Genomic DNA, 19,042 nt, shown 5'->3' with positions numbered 1-19,042 from the left:
GTCCGCGCGCCGACCGGGCGGCGCCCCCCGCGCATCAGTAGGCCCCTTGCCCCTGGAGCACCGCACGCAGCGTCTTCCACAAGATCACTGTGTCCAGGGCGAGCGACCAGTCCTCCACGTACCGCAGGTCCAGCCGGACCGCCTCCTCCCACGGCAGGTCGCTGCGCCCGCTGATCTGCCACAGGCCGGTGAGCCCGGGCTTGACGAGCAGCCGCCGCCGGATGTCCGGGCCGTACGCAGCGGACTCCTCCGGTAACGGAGGCCGCGGACCGACGAGCGACATCGATCCGGTGAGCACATTGAAAAGCTGCGGGAGCTCGTCGATCGAGTACCGGCGCAGCACTGATCCCACCCGGGTCACCCGCGGATCCCGGTGGAGCTTGAACAGCAGGCCGGCGCCCTCGTTGCGGTCGGCCAGCTCGGCACGTGCCCCGTCGGCCCCGGCGACCATGGTGCGGAACTTGAAAATGGTGAACTCGCGGCCGTCCTTGCCGACCCTGCGCTGGCGGTAGACCGCCCCACCCCGGCTGTCCATCAGCACGAGCAGCCCGACGAGCACCATCAGCGGCGCGAACAGCATCAACAGGACCGCCGCGCCCATCCGGTCGACGACCTCTTTGACCGCCCGGCGGCCCCCGGTGAAGGTGGGCATACTGACCCGCAGCAGTGGGATCCCGAGCACCGCGTCGACGTGCAGCCGTGGGCCGGCCACCTCCATGAGCACGGGGGCCACGATCATCTCGGCATCGCTGCCTTCGAGGTTCCAGGCCAGCCGCTGCAGCCGGTCCGGTGACCAGTGCGGGTCCGGTGTGACCGCGACGACGCGGTAGCCGTTGCGGCGGACGTGGCCCGCGACGTCGGTCAGCCGGCCGACGACCGGCACTCCGTCCAGTCGGTCACCGTCGAGCCCGGGACTGTCCGTCGTGCACACCGCTTCAACCCGCCAGCCGAGGTGCGGGAACTTGCGGGTCCGGGTGATCAGGTCGCGCACGGTGGCCGGGCTCCCGGCAGCGAGCACCGGTCTCAGGCACCGTCCTTCCTTGCGCTGTTTATGCAGCCAGAGGCGCAGCAGATACCGCGCGGTCATGGTGACGAGCGCGATCGCCGGGATCGCGACGAAGATCCAGAGCTTGATGTTGCGCGAGGCGAGGGCGATCCCGCCGAGCGCCAGTACGACGGCCGCCGTGAACAGTGCGCGTCCGAGCCTGCGGAATTCCTCGGCGCCCTGGCCGAGCACGGCCGGAGCCCACGACCGGCTCACCGCGAGCGCTCCCAGCACCAGCAGCTCGGTGCCGAATGCGAGAATCCCCCACTTCTCGTGCCAGTTGGCCGAGTCCCGGGCCCCGAAGAAGATGCCGATCGCCGCCACCACGAAGGCGGTGGCCGCGGTATCGCTGGTGATCACGGCAAGGCGGTACCGCTGCTCCCAGTCGATCGCGGGCTGTCTTATTGCCCCGTTCGCCGGACGCCCGCGCGCCGGCTGAAACGGGTTGGCTAATTCCCCCTGCTGCACGGGACCCCCCAGGTCTCCAGTGGTTCGACGTGTTCGCCTCGCACTGTTTCTCCCCCCGGGAGGCACCCCCGCCCCCCGCGCCGCGCTGTTCCTCCCCTTGGGAGGCCCCCGCCCCCCGTGCATGACATCCCTGCTGTTTCAGCGCTGCTTGAACAACCCGCTCGGGCGGCAGCGGACTCGCATGTCCTGCCGGACTCTCGAGGTACGCGGGAACCCGTCGAAACCTCGGGTGCTCCCCGCACCCAAGGCCCCTGTCGGGCTCCAGGAATTGATCGCCTCGTACCCGAGCAGCTGAAGCACGGACAATCTAGAGCACCGGAGCCAATATGTAGAGGGGCTGTGTGTAATTTGTGCTCAGCTTTGAGACGGAGGTTTTTCCCATCTCGCGCCGACGCTGGTGAAGGACCATGATCGCCTTCATCGCGTCGGTGATCCGGTCCCGGCCGTGGGGCCGCGGCTACGGCATGGCGGCCCCGGATCCCGGGATCATGAAGCCGTACTCGTAGGCGAGGATCACCGCCTGGGTTCGGTTGCGGGCGCCGAGTTCGGCCAGGGGTGTGGCCGACGGAGTCGCGGCCCCACCAAGGGCTCTTGGCCTGTTGAGCCTCCCCTCTGTCCGATTACCGACTTCTGATCAGGAGTGACTCGCTGTAACGTCGGCGCGCGTCAGGAGAGAGACGAACGACCGGGCGGGAGAGATCTTGTTCACTGGGGGCGCTGCGTGATGCCTGGGCAGGACTGTCAGGGATCAGAACGCCAACGCCGATCCCCGGGCGGGTTCGCGTGCACAACGACCTCTCCATGAGGCAGACCGAGGGAAGTCGACTCCGCCATCGGCGGGCCCCTTACGGCTGAACGCCTCCATGACCCCTTCCCCTCCACGAACCGGTGTGGAGAGCAGTCGCCGGCGCTGATGCCTGCTCCCATGAGGTGCCGCAAGGCGCGGTGCGCCTTCACGCCGTCGTACTGAACCGCTGCCGCGGACGCGGAGCGAGATTTCCAGAAAGGCTCGATATGACTTCGTCCGGCGTGCGCGCTGCCCGCCTGCCCTTGTCGGCGGCGCAACGCGAAGTGTGGTTGGCGCAGCAACTGGCGCCCACAAGCCTGCGCTACCGGATTGCGGAATACCTGGACATCGCCGGTGTGATCGACGCGGCGTTATTCGAGAAGGCTCTGCGCGGTGCCGTCGAGGAGGCCGAGTTCCTTCGTGTGCGGTTCTTCGAGGAGGACGGGGAGAGCCGGCAGGTCGTCGAGCCCCGCGCCGACTGGCACTTCACGGTCCTGGACCTCAGCGGCGAAGCGGATCCGCGTGCGGCCGCCGAGGCATGGATGCGGGCCGAGACGGAACGGCCGATGGACCTGGCGCGCGACACCCTGTTCTCGTTCGCCCTGCTTCAGGTCGGCCCGCAGCATTTCCTCTGGTATCAGGGCTATCACCACATCGTCGCGGACGGGTTCAGCCTGGCGCTCTTCGCACAGAGGGTGGCCGAGTCGTACACCGCCCATGTCGACGGATCGCAGAGCGCGGGAACGCCCCTTGCGCCCCTGCGCGCACTGCTGGACCAGGACGCGGCGTACCGGGCCTCGGAACAGTACGCCGAGGACCGGCAGTACTGGGCGGAGCGCCTGGCCGACCACCCTGAACCGCCGCGCCTGGCCGACCATCCGATCCGTCCGGCAACCGCCCGGATCCGCCACTCGGCAGTTCTGCCCCAGGAGACGGAAGCGCGGCTGCGCGAGGCGGCGGACAAGGCCGGCGTCCGCATGGCAGCCGTCATGACCGCTGCCACGGCCGCCCTGACACACCGCCTGACCGGAGCACCCGAGGTCGTGCTGGCCCTGCCCGTGTCGGCCCGGCCCGGCAGCGCTCTGCGCAGGATCCCCGGCATGGCCTCCAACGTGCTGCCTCTGCGCCTCGAGGTGCATCCGCACACCACGCTCCGGGATTTGGTGAAGGAGACGGCAGACGAGATCCGGCGCATTCTGCGGCACCAGCAATACCGGATCGAGGACATGGTCCGGGACCTGGGCCGGCCCGGCGGAGCTCATGAACTGACCGGACCACAGGTCAACTTCATGTCCTTCCCCTACGACCTGTACTTCGCCGGACACCCGGCCACCGTCGGGAACGTGTCGACCGGGCTGTTCGAGGACCTGGGCATCAACGTATTCGACCACGGCGGGGGCATTCGCATCACGCTCGACGCCAATCCCGATATATATGGCGATGATGAACTTGCCGCCCATTACCGGCGGTTGTGCGCGCTGATCGAGAGTCTCATCAGCACCCCTGACCTGCCTCTGGGCGGGGTTGATGTGCTCAGTGCCGAGGAGCGGCAGGGGGTGTTGTCGGCCGGTACGGGTGTGGTGCGTGATGTGCCGGAGGCGGTGCTGCCGGAGTTGTTCGAGGCGCAGGTGTTGCGTGATGGTTCGGCTGTGGCGGTGGTGTGCGGCGAGGAGTCGTTGACGTATGCCGAGCTGGATGCTGCCGCCAATCGTCTGGCCAGGTTGCTGACGGAGCACGGCGTGGGACCGGACCGTCTGGTGGCGCTGGCTCTGCCGCGTACGCCCGAGCTGATGATCGCGATCCTGGCGGTGCTGAAGGCTGGGGCGGCGTATCTGCCGCTGGATGTGGACTACCCGGCCGAGCGGCTCACCTTCATGGTGGATGATGCCCGGCCCGCTCTCCTCCTGACCGTCGACGAACTCGCCGACAAGCTCCCCGATTTCGATGTCCGCCGGGTGGTGCTGGACGACCCGCTGACTGGTAAGCGGCTGGCCGACCTGTCCGATGTCGTGGTGACGGACGAGGGGCGGGTGGCACCCCTGTTGCCCGTGCACCCTGCCTATGTGATCTACACTTCCGGCTCGACCGGTACCCCCAAGGGCGTCATGGTCACCCACGCCGGACTGCCCCACCTCGCCGGCGCACAGATCGAGCGCTTCGATGTGAAGGCCGACAGCCGGGTGCTCCAGTTCGCCTCCACCAGCTTCGACGCCGCGGTGTCCGAGATATGCATGACACTGCTCTCGGGGGCGCGGCTGGTTCTGGCCTCTCGTGACCGGATGCTGCCGGGGGAGCCGCTCGCGGACACCTGCACCGCATTCGGCATCACCCACGCCACCTTTCCGCCGAGCTCCCTCGCGGCCACAACGCCGGGCAGCCTCCCCACCCTTACCACCTTGATCGTGGCCGGCGAGGCGTGCTCGGCCGCGCTGGTCGACGTCTGGGCGCCGGGCCGCCGGATGGTCAACGCCTACGGGCCGACAGAGACGACCGTGTGCGCGACCATGACCGACCCCCTGACCCCGGGTTCCGGTACTCCTGCGATCGGCCGCCCCAACCCCAACACCCGCGTCTATCTCCTCGATACGAGCCTCCAGCCCGTACCTCCTGGTGTGGCAGGCGAGTTGTACGTGGCCGGGCCCGGGCTCGCGCGTGGTTACCTCGGCCGTCCGGGTCTGACCGCGCAGCGCTTCGTCGCCAACCCCTTCGGTGCTCGTGGTGAGCGTATGTACCGCACCGGTGACATGGCCCGCTGGCGCGATGACGGTCAGCTCGAGTATCTCGGCCGTACCGACGACCAGGTCAAGATCCGCGGCTTCCGTATCGAGCCCGGCGAGATCGAATCCGCTCTCGCGGCCCATCCGGGCGTAGCGCAGGCCGCGGTTCTCGTACGCGAAGACCAGCCCGGCAACCACCGACTCGTCGGCTACGTCACCTCCACCGCACCCACGCCCGACCTGGCGGCCTCGGTGCGTGACTTCGTCGCCGAGCGGCTGCCTCGGCACATGGTCCCGGCGGCGGTTGTGGTGCTCCCCGAACTGCCGGTGACCGGCAGCGGAAAGCTCGACCGCCATGCCCTGCCCGCCCCCGAGCCGACGGCCGGTACCTCGCGGCGTCCGCTCACTCCCGCCGAACAAGTCCTGTGCGATCTCTACGCACAGGTACTGGGCGTCCCCGCGGTCGGTGCCGAGGACGACTTCTTCGACCTCGGCGGACACTCGCTGCTGGCCACCCGGCTGATCTCCCGGATCCGCACCGCCCTGGGAGCGGAACTACAGCTGCGCACCCTCTTCCAGGCCCCCACACCGGCCCAGCTCGCCAAGGAACTCGACCGGAGCCGCGAAGCACGCCCTGCACTGGTGCCGCAGGAGCGTCCGTCGCAGTTGCCGCTGTCTTTCGCGCAACAGCGGTTGTGGTTCCTGCACAAGCTGGAAGGCCCGTCGGCCACCTACAACATTCCGCTGGCCGCCAGGCTCTCCGGCGAACTGGACGTCGATGCGCTGCGTGCGGCGCTGGCGGATGTGGTCGAACGCCACGAAGCCCTGCGCACCGTCTTCACCGAGGTGGGTGGCGTACCCTGCCAGCGCGTTCTGGAGGGCGCGGATGCCGTCCCGCCGCTGACCGAGGTGAAGCTGGGCGAAGCGGAGCTCGACAGCGCGGTGGCCACCGCGGCGGTTCACCCCTTCGATCTCGCCGACGAGTCGCCGATACGGGCAACGCTGTTCGCGCTGGACGGCGACGATCACGTCCTGGTGCTGGTGGTCCACCACATCGCCGCCGACGGCTGGTCGATGCGCCCGCTGTGGCGTGACCTGTCCGCTGCGTACGCCGCCCGCCGTGACGGCCGGACTCCGAACTGGGCTCCGCTGCCGGTGCAGTACGCGGACTACACACTGTGGCAGCGCGGACTGCTCGGGGACGCCGCGGATCCGGACGGCCTCTGGACGAAGCAGGTGGCCTACTGGAAGGAGGCTTTGGCGGATCTGCCGGAACGCATCGAATTGCCGACCGATCGCCCTCGCCCGGCGCAGGCCTCCTACCGCGGGCAGGCGGTCTCCTTCCACTGGGACGCCGACCTCCACACAGCTCTGAAGGAGCTGGCCCACTCCTGCCGGGCCAGTGAATTCATGGTTGTCCAGGCCGCATTGGCGGCGCTGCTCTCCCGCATGGGAGCGGGCTCCGACGTCCCCGTGGGCATCGGCATCGCCGGCCGCCTGGACCAGGCCGCGGAGAGCCTGGTCGGGTTCTTCGTCAACACCCTGGTCCTGCGGGTGGACACCTCAGGATGGCCCAGCTTCAGGGAACTGGTGGGGCGGGTGCGGGAGAAGAGCCTTCAGGCCTACGCACACCAGGACATCCCCTTCGAGAGCCTGGTCGATGTCCTCAACCCTGCTCGCACCCTCTCCCACCAACCGCTGTTCCAAGTCGCACTCGCCTGGCAGAACGTGCCCCAGGGAGAGCTGGCCCTGCCCGGCCTGGAGACCACCGTCAGGCCGGTGTTCACCGGCACGGCCAAGGTCGACCTCTCCTTCCATCTGACCGAGCAGCACACCGACGACCGTGTGCCGTCAGGCATCGAGGGCTTCGTCGAATTCAGCACCGACATCTTCGACGCGGCCACCATCGAGGCGCTGACGGACCGCCTGCGGTTGCTGCTCGAGGCGGCCGTGGCCGATCCCGACCGGTCTGTGGGCGGGGTTGATGTGCTCAGTGCCGAGGAGCGGCAGGGGGTGTTGTCGGCCGGTACGGGTGTGGTGTGTGATGTGCCGGAGGCGGTGCTGCCGGAGTTGTTCGAGGCGCAGGTGTTGCGTGATGGCTCGGCTGTGGCGGTGGTGTGCGGCGAGGAGTCGTTGACGTATGCCGAGCTGGATGCTGCTGCCAATCGTCTGGCCCGGTTGCTGATCGGGCATGGCGTGGGGCCGGACCGTCTGGTGGCGCTGGCTCTGCCGCGTACGCCCGATCTGGTGATTGCGATCCTGGCCGTGCTGAAGGCTGGGGCGGCGTATCTGCCGCTGGATGTGGACTACCCGGCCGAGCGGCTCACCTTCATGGTCGGTGACGCCCGGCCTGCTCTCCTCCTGACCGTCGAGGAACTGAGCGGCAGACTTCCCGAGTTCGACGTTCATCGGGTGGTGCTGGACGACCCGCTGACCGGTAAGCGGCTGGCCGACCTGTCCGATGTCGTGGTGACGGACGAGGGGCGGGTGGCACCCCTGTTGCCCGCGCACCCTGCCTATGTGATCTACACCTCCGGCTCGACCGGTACCCCCAAGGGCGTCATGGTCACCCACGCCGGACTGCCCCACCTCGCCACCGCAGAGATCGAACGCTGGGGAGTGGGGCCCGGGAGCCGGGTACTACAGTTCGCCTCCACCAGCTTCGACGCCGCAGTGTGGGAACTGTTGATGTTGTTGTCCGGTGCGAGCCTGGTTCTGGCTTCTCGTGACCGGCTGCTGCCGGGGGAGCCGCTCGCGGACACCTGCACCGCATTCGGCATCACCCACGCCATGTTGACGCCGAGCTCGCTGGCAGCGGTGACGCCGGGCAGCCTCCCGGCCGGGATCGCCCTGGCCGTCGGTGCCGAGGCGTGCCCGGCCGGTCTGGTCGACACCTGGGCACCGGACCACAGGATGATCAACGCCTACGGGCCCACCGAAGCCACCGTGTGCGCGACCATGACCGACCCCCTGACCCCGGGTTCCGGTACTCCTGCGATCGGCCGTCCCAATCCCAACACCTGCGTCTATCTCCTCGACTCGGGCCTCCAGCCCGTGCCCCCCGGGGCGGCAGGCGAGCTCTACATCGCCGGGCCCGGGCTCGCGCGTGGTTACCTCGGCCGTCCGGGTCTGACCGCCGAGCGCTTCGTCGCCAACCCCTTCGGTGCTCGTGGTGAGCGTATGTACCGCACCGGTGACATGGCCCGCTGGCGCGATGACGGTCAGCTCGAGTATCTCGGCCGTACCGACGACCAGGTCAAGATCCGCGGCTTCCGTATCGAGCCCGGTGAGATCGAGTCCACCCTCGCCGCCCATCCGGGCGTCGCGCAGGCCGCGGTCGTCGTACGCGAAGACCAGCCCGGCAACCACCGACTCGTCGGCTACGTCACCCCCACCACACCCACAGCAGACGCCGACAACCCGCGCAGCACAGAACACGTCGACGAGTGGCGGGACATCTACAACTCGGTCTACGGCCAGGAACCCGAAGCCGTCCCGCTGGGGGAGGACTTCTCCGGATGGAACAGCAGCTATGACGGCGAGCCCATCCCACTGGACCACATGCGCGAGTGGAGGCAGGGCACCATCGAGCGCATCAGCGCACTCGAGCCGCAGCGGATTCTGGAGATCGGCATCGGCAGCGGGCTGCTCTTCGCCCATCTGGCACCGCACTGCGAGACCTACTGGGGTACGGACATCTCGTCCGCGGTGATCGAGCGCCTCGGCCGGCAGATCGCCGGCCGACCCGACCTGGCCGACCGGGTACAGCTGCGCTGCCGGGCCGCCGACGACTTCAGCGGCCTGCCCACCGGCTTCTTCGACACGATCGTCGTGAACTCGGTGATCCAGTACTTCCCGCACGCCGACTATCTGGCCGAGGTGCTGGGCTCGGCGGTCGAGCTCCTCGCTCCGGGCGGCCGGATCTTCGTCGGCGATGTACGCAATCTGCGGCTGGCCCGCTACCTGCGCACCGCGGTGCAGCTCCACCGCACGACCGCCACCGCGCAGTCGGCCGATGTGCGCCGGGCGGCCGAGCACGATCTGCTGTTCGAGAAGGAACTGCTCATCGCGCCGGAGTTCTTCACCAGCCTGCGTTCGCAGCTGCCGGCTGTCGCTGCCGTGGACATCCGTCTCAAGCGGGGCCGGAACCACAACGAACTCACCCGGCACCGCTACGACGCCATCCTCCACAAGAGCCCCACAAGCCCGGTCTCCGCCGCCCCGGCGGACCAGGAGCCCATGACGAGCCTGCCCTGGGGCGGAGAGATGAGCAGCACAGAGGAGTTGAAGGGTTACCTGGCAACCCGGCGCCGTCCCGGTCTGCGTATATCCGCCATCCCCAATGCGCGGATCGCCGGTGAAGCAGCCGCATGGCGCGCGGTCCACGCCGCGCATCCGGTAGCGGACGCGCAGCGCGAACTCAACAGCTCCGAGCACCCGGGAAGCATCGACCCCGAGACACTGCACCAGCTGGGCGAAGAACTCGGATACCGCACCATCACGACCTGGTCCGCCGAAGCCGACCACTTCGACGTGGTGTTCCTCGATCCCGAGATCCCGGCCGGCGGGGCGCACGTCGAGGCGTACCAACCGGCGGTTGTCCCCGGGGCCGCGCTCACCAACCACCCATCGGCCACTCAGCAGTTGGCTGCTCTGGCGGCTTCGGTGCGTGACCTCGCCGCCGAGCGGCTGCCTCAGCACATGGTCCCGGCGGCCGTGGTGGTGCTCCCCGAACTGCCCGTGACCGTCAGCGGAAAGCTAGACCGACGGGCGCTGCCCGCCCCCGAACCGGCGGCCGGGACCTCACGGCCTCCGCTCACCCCCGGTGAACAAGTCCTCTGCGACCTGTACGCACAGGTACTGGGCGTCCCCGCGGTCGGTGCCGAGGACGACTTCTTCGACCTCGGCGGACACTCGCTGCTGGCCACCCGGCTGATCTCCCGGATCCGCGCCACCCTGGGAGTGGAACTGCAACTGCGCACCCTCTTCCAGGCACCCACACCGGCCCAACTCTCCAAGGAACTCAACGAGACCCAGGAAGCACGCCCCGCACTGGACACCCTGCTGCCCCTGCGCGAGCGCGGCAGTCGCCCCCCGCTGTTCTGCGTACATCCGGCCAGCGGGATCAGCTGGCCCTACGCGGGACTGCTGAGCCATCTCGGCCAGGACCGCCCGCTGTACGCCTTGCAGGCGCGGAGACTGATGGACCCGCATGCTCTCCCCGCAACCCTGGAGGAAATGGCGGCCGACTACATAGACCATCTGCGCACCGTCCAGCCGTCAGGCCCCTACCACCTGCTCGGCTGGTCCTTCGGCGGCATGGTGGCGCACGCCATGGCCACCCGACTCCGGGAGGAAGGGGAGGAGGTGGCGCTGCTGGTCATGCTCGACACCTATGTCCGCGCCGAGCAGTCCGTGCAGGGAGTGCCCGAGGGCGGTGAGCAGCAGATCTTCGGACTCCTGCTCGACGCGGCCGGTTATCGCCCCGAAGACCTCGAGGGGAAGGACCTCACCCGCGACGTCGTGGCGGACCTCCTGCGCCGGACCAATCTCCTCCCCCCGGAGATCCTGGAGGACAATGCCCTGACCGCCATGATCGACGCCTACAGCCACAACATCGGCCTGCAGCGGAAGTTCACACCGGAGCGGTTCGACGGCGATCTGCTGCTGTTCACCGCGGCAACGTCCGACACGGGCCCGACCGTTTCCGCGAAGGACTGGGAGCCGTACGTGGCCGGCACGGTCACCGCGCACCCGATCGTCGGCGAACACCACCATCTGATGCGACCGCAGTCCCTGAGCCACATCGGTCCGATTCTGCGTGCAGCACTCGACCGGACCACCCAGAACTCTTCCACTCCCAGGAGCTGAACCATGAGCAACCCCTTCGACAACGAAAGCGGCACCTACGTCGTCCTCGCCAACGAGGAAGGACAGCACTCCCTGTGGCCCGCTTTTGCCGCGATCCCCGCCGGCTGGACCATCGTTCATCCGGAAGGATCCCGCCAGTCCTGCCTCGCCTACATCGAGGAGCACTGGACCGATCAGCGGCCCAAGAGCCTGGTCGACGCCGTGAACCGGGCAGGCGTCGGCGCGTAGTGGCGTGACGTCACCAGGGGCCGCCGATGTCTGCCAAGGCTTCGGCGGCCCTGTTCGCGTTTGTCGCAGCAGTGAACCGTGGCGTCCGCGCAGCAAGCGCGGACGCCACGGCCTGTGTTCCTGGCGGGGAATCCATGGGGCGCAGGTAGCCTACGGAGCGTTGGTGACCTGGTGTGAGGCTATGTTGTTGTCAAGGGCTTGCCCCGAGCCTGCTCCGGTGCCGGCGTCGAAGGTCCAGTCCCGGAGGTCTGGTAGGGCGACCCCGTTGTAGATGCCCCGCCGGGCACCCTGGTTGTTGCTGTTGTAATGGACCCAGACGAAATCCAGGGCTCCCGGGTAGCGGTTGTTCCACACCGAGCTCGTCCAGTTCTTGCAGCTTCCCCAGTCCGCCGAGTCGCCCTGCCAGCTGCACCAGCCGGCCGCAGAGTCGTAGTTCCTGTTGACGTACGCGTACAGCCTGCCGTCCGCCTGGACCTGGGCGTGACCTTGGCCGCCCGGTCGCGGTGCGACCTCAGTGGCCTGCGCCACGAAGGGGGCGGCCGTCACGGTCAGTGCGGCGATCGCGGCACCTGTCAGAATCGTTCGCAGGGATTTCATGTATGTCCCTTCTCGTTGTTGTGCTGCTGGTGAGAGAACACGCGGCGCAGCATCCTTCGGTCACCGCTGTCCGGCTTCCTCGATGACCGACCGGGCGCGGGGCAGCGCGGCCAGCTGGAGCCGTAGCCGGGCCTCGACCTCGGTCCGGTACCGCCGGCGCAGCTCGGCGTCGTGTTTGCGGTCGAGCCGCCTGGCCGTCTCGCCCAGGCCGGAAGTCCGTGCGCAGTCGGCCTCGTCGACCGCCAGCTCGACCTCTTGGCCCCGGGGCAGGGGACGCTCAGGCGGTGGCAACGCCGCGCGCAGGGCCGCCGGGTCGGCGTAGTCATGGCCGGCTGCGCGCATGCACGTTGCCCAGGAGCGGGTGGCCTTGGCGAATTCTGGTTCGGCGGCCACCTTTTCATTGCGCATGGGCGGCAGCGCTGTCGCGGTCGTCTGAGCCTGGAACCACGCCCGAAGATCTTGGTACAGCGTGCCTTCGGCTTCCGACTGGCATCCTGCGGAGCTTCGGGTCATCGTCATGCCGTCGGGTGTTCTGGCCGTGAGCCCCTGTGGGCGGGCGCCGTTGGCCGCGGCGAGTGCCGCTGCCCTCCGCTCGGCCGGCAAGCCCTGGAAGTAGTGCTGATTGACGTCGTTCCTGCGGATCTCCTGCATGGCCCGCTCGATATCACTGCCGTATCCGTGCCGACGGGCCCAGTCGACATCGTCGATCACATAGGGGAACTCTCGGGCATCGGACACCGGGTTGCGTTCGAACGTCCGGTACTCGAAACCCTTCCGTCGCATACAGTCCCGCAACAGCAGTTGCCCGGCCTTGTGGAGCAACTCCTTCTCTTTTTCGGTCGGCTCCCGCAGCACTGATGCCGCCGGTCGGGCCGATGTCCTGCCCGGGGCGTCGGCCGGTGCCGAGGCGGCACGGAGCGCGACGGCCACTACCCCCGCGACCACGGGCGCCAGAACTGTCAGGGCCACCGCGATACGGCGGCCCCCGCCCCGGCGGCCGACCCGTCCGGCGCCTTCGGGACCGGCCGACTGATCCCCGTCGGCCGACGAGTCGGCCAGGTCCTCCCTATGACGCATCTGCCCTCCTCAAGCCCCGTGCCACTGGCCATAGCGGTACCGCCGTGCCGCTTCCGGCGAGGACTGCTCGTCGGCCACGACCACGTGACGGTAGTTCGACTCTTGGAGTGTGCTGGCAGTCGGCCCACCCAGTCGTTAGCACAGCGCGCACGGAGTCTTGCTCTGGGGCGCATCTCGTGCACCAATGCTGCCGGGATAGCGGTTCCGCGAGGACGCCGTGGATCAGTACATGCGAACCATGAACCCCGACCCTCAGGAGGCAGGGAACGGTCGAATTCGTCCCAAGTGGCGAACTCCTCCGGGGGCGGCGGTACGACGTACCCCAACACCTCGCAGGGACCTGCATGTTGACGGGAGGACGGTGCGGTAGCAGGGGCTGTGTCAGCGTTCCACGAGGCGTGCGGACGCCGCACTACGGAAGTCTCTGGCGGTGATTTCATACTCACCGCGGAAGGCCCGGCTGAACCCTGCCGCGCTTGTGAACCCCCACCGCGCCGCGATGGTGTGGATGGGGACTTCCGCCAGGCTGCCATCGGCGAGGTCGGCCCTGCAGCGCTCGAGACGCCTATGGCGGATTGCAGCCGATACGGTCCGCCTCCGGCACCGGAAGAGCCAGTGGAGAGTGCGTACGGAGATGTGGTGGCGGGCGGCGATGAACGACGGTGACAATTGAGAATCGCCGAGGTTGTCGTCGATGAATGAGTCGATACGTGCCAGCATCATCCGGTTGTGCGGCCCCTGCGGTAATCGGTCATGTTCATGCGGTCGATGCGGGAGAAATCCCGCCGGTTCGTGTGTCTTCGCGCCCAGCCGATCCGAACCGGGCTTCGCAGGCGCTGGAGTTTCCTTGACCGGGGCCTCGATGAATCCGACCAGAATCCCGCCGATACCGCTCAGGGTCGGCACGGCGGGGATCCGAGCGGGGGCTGTGCCATCCGGCGTGACGGTGATGCTGTGGAACATCATGTAAACCATGATTCTCCCACTCCTGTTGCGTATCCTCATCTGCCATATATGCGTCGCTTGCGCACTCAAGTTCAGCTGGTGTTGACCGCCGTACCGGCTGCCCGGACCCGGCTTCGCGTCGAGCTGTGCCACGGAACCTTCCAAGTTGTCCGAAGAGGCGGTGGAGAACCCACCGTGCGGGCTGGTCTGATTGGCCATCAACAGCAAGGAGTCAACTCGCAGGTGCGCAGCGGACAATCAGGGTTGGCCGCGGACAGCGACAGGGGGCAGAGGTGGCCAGGGCCGGGCGCCCGCAAGGGCAGTTCAAAGGTGAGACGGAAGAGGCCAACGCCTTGGCCCAGTTCGTGCGCGAGATGACTCCCGGCGTTACGGTCCGGGAGCTCGCACGGCGGTATCCGCTCAGCAAGACCACTTGGAGCCAGTACCGCTCAGGAGAGAAGGACATCCCCTGGCACTGGCTCGAGCGCCTCGTGCACGGCCAGCCGGCGGCTCCCCGGACTCGTCTGGCACTGCTGGGCCGCGCCAGGCATCTGCATGAGCGGGCCACTCAAGCGGCCGAGGGGCTGCGGCCGCCTGCTGACGAACGGTCGGCCGCCCGGCAGGCGCTGGACAGGGCCCGGCAGGCGCAGTGGCAGGCCGAGGCGAGCGTGGCGGAATCGGAGGAACTGATCCATGTGCTGCTGACCATCGTGGCAGAGCTGCGAGGTGAGCTCGCCAGCGGCCATCCAGGCGGCGTGGTCTCCGCTGCTGTGATGACAGTCGACGCAGACCGGACGAGCCCGCGCCGGGCGCGGCTGCAGGAGGCGACCTGTTGCCTGGCCGAGGTCCGGCGGGTCAGGGAGAGCGCTCACGTTGCACAGCAGGCAGCTCACAAGGAGCAGGAAACCTACCGGCACTTGGTCGACCAGGAGCAGCGGGATCACGTCGGCGGTGATAGCCGGCAGGGTGCCGAGCTGGCGATAGCCGACGGGGTCCAGGCGCGTCTGCCCGCGCTGTGGCGCTTGGAAGCCGACCTTGTCGGGGTGAGAGCGGCCCTGGCCGATCAGGACCAAGCGGTGGGTCGGCTGGCTCCCTCCGTTCTGGGCCCGTCCGACTCCAGGTTTGTCCGCGGCGAGGTGGTCCAGGCTCCGGACAAACGTCTGACCAGCGCGATGGCCCCGCTCGAAGGAGTGTGCATCAGCTCGCCGCGCGACGACGGCCGAAGGCCGGGAAACCGGAGCCGCGCAGCGCGGAACGGAGCGGTCGTGGCCGCAGCGGGGGTTCTGGTGGTAGCCGGTGTCCTGGTCGGCGTACACCTCAGGACGCCGGCGCCCGCCCCGGGAGCGGCGCCGCCTCAAGCAGCAGGCCCCTATGTGTCATCGGCAGCCAGTGCGCTCCCCGGCCTCTCTCCTTCAGAGCCCGGCGCCTCGGTCGTGCCCTCCGGCTCAGCCGGAGCCTCGCTGACCTCTCCGTCTTCGCCCGCAACCCCGGCAGTTGCGTCGGTTTCGCCTGACGCCTCGAGAAGCTCATGGAGGGACAACACGCAAGGCCCTTCGGCCGACGCCGCCAGTCAGGAGAGTCCCGTCGTCGTACCCTCCCCGGCCGGCGCGCTGTACGCGGTAGCCCCGGACCACCAAGCCGTCTACCAGTGGCAAGGACACGGCACGGACTGGACCCGCATAGGAGGATCCGTTCGAACGGTCCTGGCCGGAGGCGCCGGCCTGTTCGCCGTCCGTGCCGACGACAAGCAGCTGCTCGGCTATACCGGCACACCCGGAAAATGGACACCTGTCAGCGAACCAGGCGCCGAATTCGCGATCAGCGGCAACCACCTGTACCGGCTGGCCGAAGACCGCAGCGCGGTTTACCTCTGGAGCGGCACCGGAACAAGCTGGACCAAAATCGGCGGCCCGGCCGAGCACCTTTACGGCGGCGGAGCCGGCATTTTCGCCAGTCACCCACGTGACGGCCGCATTTACCGCTACGACCACAACACGGATTTCTGGAGTTACATCGGCAACGCCGGAGCCACCTTCGCCGTCAGCGGTACTCACCTGTACGGACTCGCGCCCGACCGCAGCGAGGTATTCCAATGGGACGGCGGCGCCAGCACCAGCTGGACCCGCATCGGCGGCCGAGCCACAGACCTCTATGCGGGGCCGGCCGACCTGTTCGCCACCAGCCCGGACCATGGCACCCTCCTGCGTTACACCCGAACCCCCGAGTTCTGGAGTCCTGTCAGCGAAGCAGGCGCCGAATTCGCCATCACCACCGACCACATCTACCGCCTCGCCCCCGACCACAGCGCCGTCTACCGGGCATCCAGCAACGACACCGGGACATGGACGAAAATCGGCGGACCAGCAGCGGCCCTCACCGCCAGTAAATAGCCCTCTGCCAGGAACCTGCCATCAGGACCACGCGTACCGCAGAGAAGCCCCGGAGCGGCATCCGAACCCGACTCATGGCCACTACCGCCGGTGCCACATGCGGTCTTCCCATGTGGACGCTGCTCGCGGGACACCGATCAGCAAGGCCGACAGTACGGCAGGGGTTCCGTCGAGCCCGAGGCCTGTGGTGAGTTCGTGGGCTTCACCGGAGTGGATCCGGGTCGCGAGGCCGCACGCGGCGGCGGCCAGTGCGCCTCGCTGCAAGGCGAATCCCACATCGGCCTGCAGCAGCCGGTACCAGCGTGCGCCAAACGGCGAGAAGCCCCCCAGCGGGTCACCGACGGGCAGCAGCACGGCCGCCGCCTCACCCACTGGCGTGCGTGACAGGACTGCGACGAGCGTGTGCGATATTCCGCCGATCTCGGTGAGCGTGTGCTCGGCCGGGTCGTACCGGTAGGCACCGGCGGCGATGCCGTCGACGCGTGAGGCCAGACAGTACAGCGCGGTTGCGTGCACCGATCCCGGACAGCCGGTGCCGGACGCCTCCAGCAGGCCGGCGAGCGGTGCCATGCCGATGGCGTCGGGGAGGAAGCCGTCGGGCGGGGAGCACCGGCGGTCGATCCCGTCGGCGGGACGCACCGGCACCCGTGGCAACGCGATCACCCTGCCTCCGGGACGGGGATCGAGTGGCGGCCCCGGGGACGGCCCTTGCGTATCGGTCATGCCGGCCTCGTGCAGTGCGGCGGTGACCGGCAGCCGATCCCCGATCGGCGGCACGTCGAACAACGGGTCCGGCACGGGCTGCTCGACGAGACTCTCGTACGTGACAGGGGGGCCGGCCGCCGCGTCGGCCGACGCGGCCATGTCCAGCGTGATCATGGCCATGGCCGCTTCCGCGGACGGGGTGAGCCCGAGCAGGGCGTTCACCCGTCGATCGGTGAAGTGCAGATGGGCCCGTGCGGAGAGGCCGAGCCGGTCGGCCACGGTGAGCGCCTGGGCCACCAGCACCCCGGTTTCCTGGGTCTGCAGCCGATATCCGAACTCGCGGTACTTGAAGGAGGTGCGCCTGCGGCCGGTGCACCTGCAACCCGATGTGAGTACTGCGGGCCGCCCGTACTCCATCGTGCGGGCGGCCCGTTGGACGGTCCCGTCGCGCGACACCGTTCGGAGCGGGACACCCATGCCCGCTCGAGCGGCACCCGGCCGTCGTCCGGCCTGACAAAGGCCCAGGTCAAAGACCTGGGCCGGATCTCTTCCTGTGGTCAGGGCGCCTTCCGTGTCGGGTCGTACGTGTAGCCGACGTTGCGCACGGTGGTGAGGGTGGCGCGGTGTTCCGGTCCGAATTTGCGGCGGAGACGGGCGATGTGGACGTCGATGGTGCGGGTCTCGCCGACGGGTGGCCGGCCCCATACGGCGCTGATGAGCTGGTGGCGGGTGTGGACTTGGCGGGGGCGGGAGGCCAGGTGGGCGAGGAGTTCGAACTCGACGTACGTCAGGTCGAGCTGTCGCCCGCCGATGACGGCGGTCCGTTGCAGCCGGTCGATGACGAGGGCTCCGGATCGGACGGGGAGGGTCGTGGCGAGCCGTGAGGAACGGGGGTCCGGGCCACGGGAGGGACGCATGTCCGCTGGGGCGGCGGACGGGCAGCCGCTGTGGAGGCGCTGGAGTCGGGGGTAGCTCAGGTACATGGCTGCTCCTGGCGTGCTGGGCGGAACAGGGGAGAGGGGCCGGGGCGGGTCGTCAGGGCTTGGGCTCCAGGAATTCCAGGCGGTTGCCCACCGGGTCCTGGCTGTAGAAGCGGCGGTATCCGGGGAGGTTGTCGTCCCAGACGACCTGGGCGCCGTGGGAGGCGAGCCAGGCGGCGAAGGCGTCGATGCCGGTGACGCGGAGCCCGGCGTGGGTCTTGGCCGAGGGGCGGAACGGTTCTTCGATGCCCAGGTGCAGCTGGACGCGTCCGTCGGCGGCGGTGAACCAGCACCCGCCACGGGCGGCGAGGACGGGTGGCTTGGGGACTTCCTTCATGCCGAGGGCGTCGATGTAGAAGGCGCGCAGGAGGTCCTCGCTGCCGGCGGGGGCTGCGAGCTGGATGTGATCAAGTGCGGTGAGCATGCCAGGGCCTTTGCTGGTGTGTGGGGTGATCTGGGGACTGCGGTGCCGGGCGTTGCACGGCCGTACTATTCGCCCGTGGCCCGGCGGCCGACGAGTGCGGCCTCCTCCAGCAGCCAGGGGACGTGTTCGTCCGTGGTCCGGTAGAACATACGCGTCCCCTCGCGGCGGGAGGTGACCAGGCCCACCGCACGCAGTCGCGCGAGGTGTTGGGAGACCGCGGCGTAGTGCGAGCCGACCATCTCCGCGAGTTGTCCCACCGACTGTTCCTTCTGGTTCAGCGCCCACAGCAGCCGGAGCCTGGTCGGATCCGCCACGGCTTTGAGCACCACAACCATGCGGACGGCTTCGAACGGGTCCGGCGCCGCAGTCCGGCCGGCCGCGTGGCCGGTACCCGTACGGTTCCGGTGCGGTGCTGTCGTGGTGGGGCCGATACGGGTGGGGTTCACGCGACGGCCTCCCTGCTGTGCCGGGGAGCCTGCGCGCCGTGCAGGCGCCAGTGCAGGTCACGTACGTCGCTTTCCGCGGACAGCCTGGTGATCAGCTGTTCCAGGAGGACGGCGGCGGGGCCGTCGACGGCGAGGGTGACCCACACGTGGACAGCGGAGTCATGGTCCTGGCCGGTACGCAGGCCGAGCAGGTGTATGCCGGGCTTGAGGCCGAGTACGCACAGGGCCCGCACCTTGGCCTCGTTCCGGGCGTCGCACAGCACGTGCACCGTGGCACGGGCGCCGGGGCCGTCGGCTCCGGCCCGAGTGGCGCGGGCGGGCGACCCGGTCGTCCTGTGCAGGTGTCGGGGAAGAAAGCGCAT

12 protein-coding genes and 1 pseudogene are annotated in these 19,042 nt (G+C 68.8%); 3 read left to right on the top strand and 10 right to left on the bottom strand.

The window, feature by feature from the left end; translation table 11 throughout:
- Window positions 1-34 precede the first annotated feature (34 nt).
- A complete protein-coding gene (locus DXZ73_RS04495; RefSeq protein ID WP_116209722.1) occupies window positions 35-1,513 on the bottom strand; it encodes a sugar transferase in 1,479 nt (492 codons plus the stop codon).
- A gap of 1,014 nt (window positions 1,514-2,527) precedes the next feature.
- Here DXZ73_RS04495 and DXZ73_RS04485 point away from each other — a divergent pair.
- Both DXZ73_RS04485 and DXZ73_RS04480 read left to right on the top strand, forming a co-directional pair.
- Window positions 2,528-10,888: a non-ribosomal peptide synthetase gene (locus tag DXZ73_RS04485; protein ID WP_116209721.1), complete on the top strand. Its 8,361-nt coding sequence runs from the start codon at window positions 2,528-2,530 to the stop codon at window positions 10,886-10,888.
- A 3-nt stretch (window positions 10,889-10,891) separates the two neighbouring features.
- Window positions 10,892-11,116 carry an MbtH family protein gene (locus tag DXZ73_RS04480; protein WP_116209720.1) on the top strand — a complete coding sequence of 75 codons (225 nt, stop codon included), beginning with the start codon at window positions 10,892-10,894 and terminating at the stop codon, window positions 11,114-11,116.
- A 150-nt stretch (window positions 11,117-11,266) separates the two neighbouring features.
- Here the strand turns inward: DXZ73_RS04480 and DXZ73_RS04475 are convergent, their stop codons facing one another.
- From DXZ73_RS04475 to DXZ73_RS04460, 4 genes and pseudogenes are all read right to left on the bottom strand, one after another.
- On the bottom strand, window positions 11,267-11,713 hold the full coding sequence (locus tag DXZ73_RS04475; protein WP_116209719.1) for a hypothetical protein: 447 nt from the start codon (window positions 11,711-11,713) through the stop codon (window positions 11,267-11,269).
- Between the two features lie 60 nt (window positions 11,714-11,773).
- Window positions 11,774-12,790, bottom strand: a complete 1,017-nt coding sequence (locus DXZ73_RS04470) for a hypothetical protein (RefSeq protein ID WP_205519100.1) — start codon at window positions 12,788-12,790, stop codon at window positions 11,774-11,776.
- A 218-nt stretch (window positions 12,791-13,008) separates the two neighbouring features.
- Window positions 13,009-13,119, bottom strand: a pseudogene (locus DXZ73_RS39245) (VOC family protein); the annotation flags it as partial.
- A 52-nt stretch (window positions 13,120-13,171) separates the two neighbouring features.
- A complete protein-coding gene (locus tag DXZ73_RS04460; RefSeq protein ID WP_240351177.1) occupies window positions 13,172-13,765 on the bottom strand; it encodes a helix-turn-helix domain-containing protein in 594 nt (197 codons plus the stop codon).
- Between the two features lie 323 nt (window positions 13,766-14,088).
- On the opposite strand from DXZ73_RS04460, the gene DXZ73_RS37895 reads away from it, so the two are divergent.
- Window positions 14,089-16,125 (top strand): hypothetical protein, encoded by a 2,037-nt coding sequence (locus DXZ73_RS37895; RefSeq protein ID WP_162890033.1) that lies wholly within the window; start codon window positions 14,089-14,091, stop codon window positions 16,123-16,125.
- Window positions 16,126-16,206: 81 nt separating this feature from the next.
- Here DXZ73_RS37895 and DXZ73_RS04445 read toward each other — a convergent pair whose 3' ends face one another.
- The 5 genes from DXZ73_RS04445 to DXZ73_RS04425 form a co-directional block, all read right to left on the bottom strand.
- Window positions 16,207-17,286: a hypothetical protein gene (locus tag DXZ73_RS04445; protein WP_162890032.1), complete on the bottom strand. Its 1,080-nt coding sequence runs from the start codon at window positions 17,284-17,286 to the stop codon at window positions 16,207-16,209.
- A gap of 101 nt (window positions 17,287-17,387) precedes the next feature.
- A complete protein-coding gene (locus tag DXZ73_RS04440; protein WP_116209714.1) occupies window positions 17,388-17,813 on the bottom strand; it encodes a winged helix-turn-helix domain-containing protein in 426 nt (141 codons plus the stop codon).
- 52 nt (window positions 17,814-17,865) lie between these two features.
- Window positions 17,866-18,234: a VOC family protein gene (locus DXZ73_RS04435; RefSeq protein WP_116209713.1), complete on the bottom strand. Its 369-nt coding sequence runs from the start codon at window positions 18,232-18,234 to the stop codon at window positions 17,866-17,868.
- Between the two features lie 65 nt (window positions 18,235-18,299).
- Complete coding sequence (locus DXZ73_RS04430) at window positions 18,300-18,680, bottom strand: ArsR/SmtB family transcription factor (RefSeq protein ID WP_240351175.1); 381 nt, start codon at window positions 18,678-18,680, stop codon at window positions 18,300-18,302.
- Window positions 18,677-19,042 carry a hypothetical protein gene (locus DXZ73_RS04425; protein WP_162890031.1) on the bottom strand — a complete coding sequence of 122 codons (366 nt, stop codon included), beginning with the start codon at window positions 19,040-19,042 and terminating at the stop codon, window positions 18,677-18,679. The genes DXZ73_RS04430 and DXZ73_RS04425 overlap by 4 nt, the downstream gene beginning before the upstream one ends.

Origin of the sequence: Streptoverticillium olivoreticuli subsp. olivoreticuli (assembly GCF_003391135.1) — a bacterium.
Taxonomy (GTDB): Bacteria; Actinomycetota; Actinomycetes; order Streptomycetales; family Streptomycetaceae; genus Streptomyces; species Streptomyces blastmyceticus.
The sequence above is the reverse complement of the archived record's forward strand: the minus strand, read 5'-3'. Positions and strand labels throughout refer to the sequence as shown.

Bases quoted from the DNA above. Each gene is read 5' to 3' on its own strand.
- DXZ73_RS04485 (WP_116209721.1), top strand. From the start codon at position 2,528: ATGACTTCGTCCGGCGTGCGCGCTGCCCGCCTGCCCTTGTCGGCGGCG.
- DXZ73_RS04480 (WP_116209720.1), top strand. From the start codon at position 10,892: ATGAGCAACCCCTTCGACAACGAAAGCGGCACCTACGTCGTCCTCGCC.
- DXZ73_RS04475 (WP_116209719.1), bottom strand. From the start codon at position 11,713: ATGAAATCCCTGCGAACGATTCTGACAGGTGCCGCGATCGCCGCACTG.
- DXZ73_RS04470 (WP_205519100.1), bottom strand. From the start codon at position 12,790: ATGCGTCATAGGGAGGACCTGGCCGACTCGTCGGCCGACGGGGATCAG.
- DXZ73_RS04460 (WP_240351177.1), bottom strand. From the start codon at position 13,765: ATGGTTTACATGATGTTCCACAGCATCACCGTCACGCCGGATGGCACA.
- DXZ73_RS04440 (WP_116209714.1), bottom strand. From the start codon at position 17,813: ATGTACCTGAGCTACCCCCGACTCCAGCGCCTCCACAGCGGCTGCCCG.
- DXZ73_RS04435 (WP_116209713.1), bottom strand. From the start codon at position 18,234: ATGCTCACCGCACTTGATCACATCCAGCTCGCAGCCCCCGCCGGCAGC.
- DXZ73_RS04425 (WP_162890031.1), bottom strand. From the start codon at position 19,042: ATGCGCTTTCTTCCCCGACACCTGCACAGGACGACCGGGTCGCCCGCC.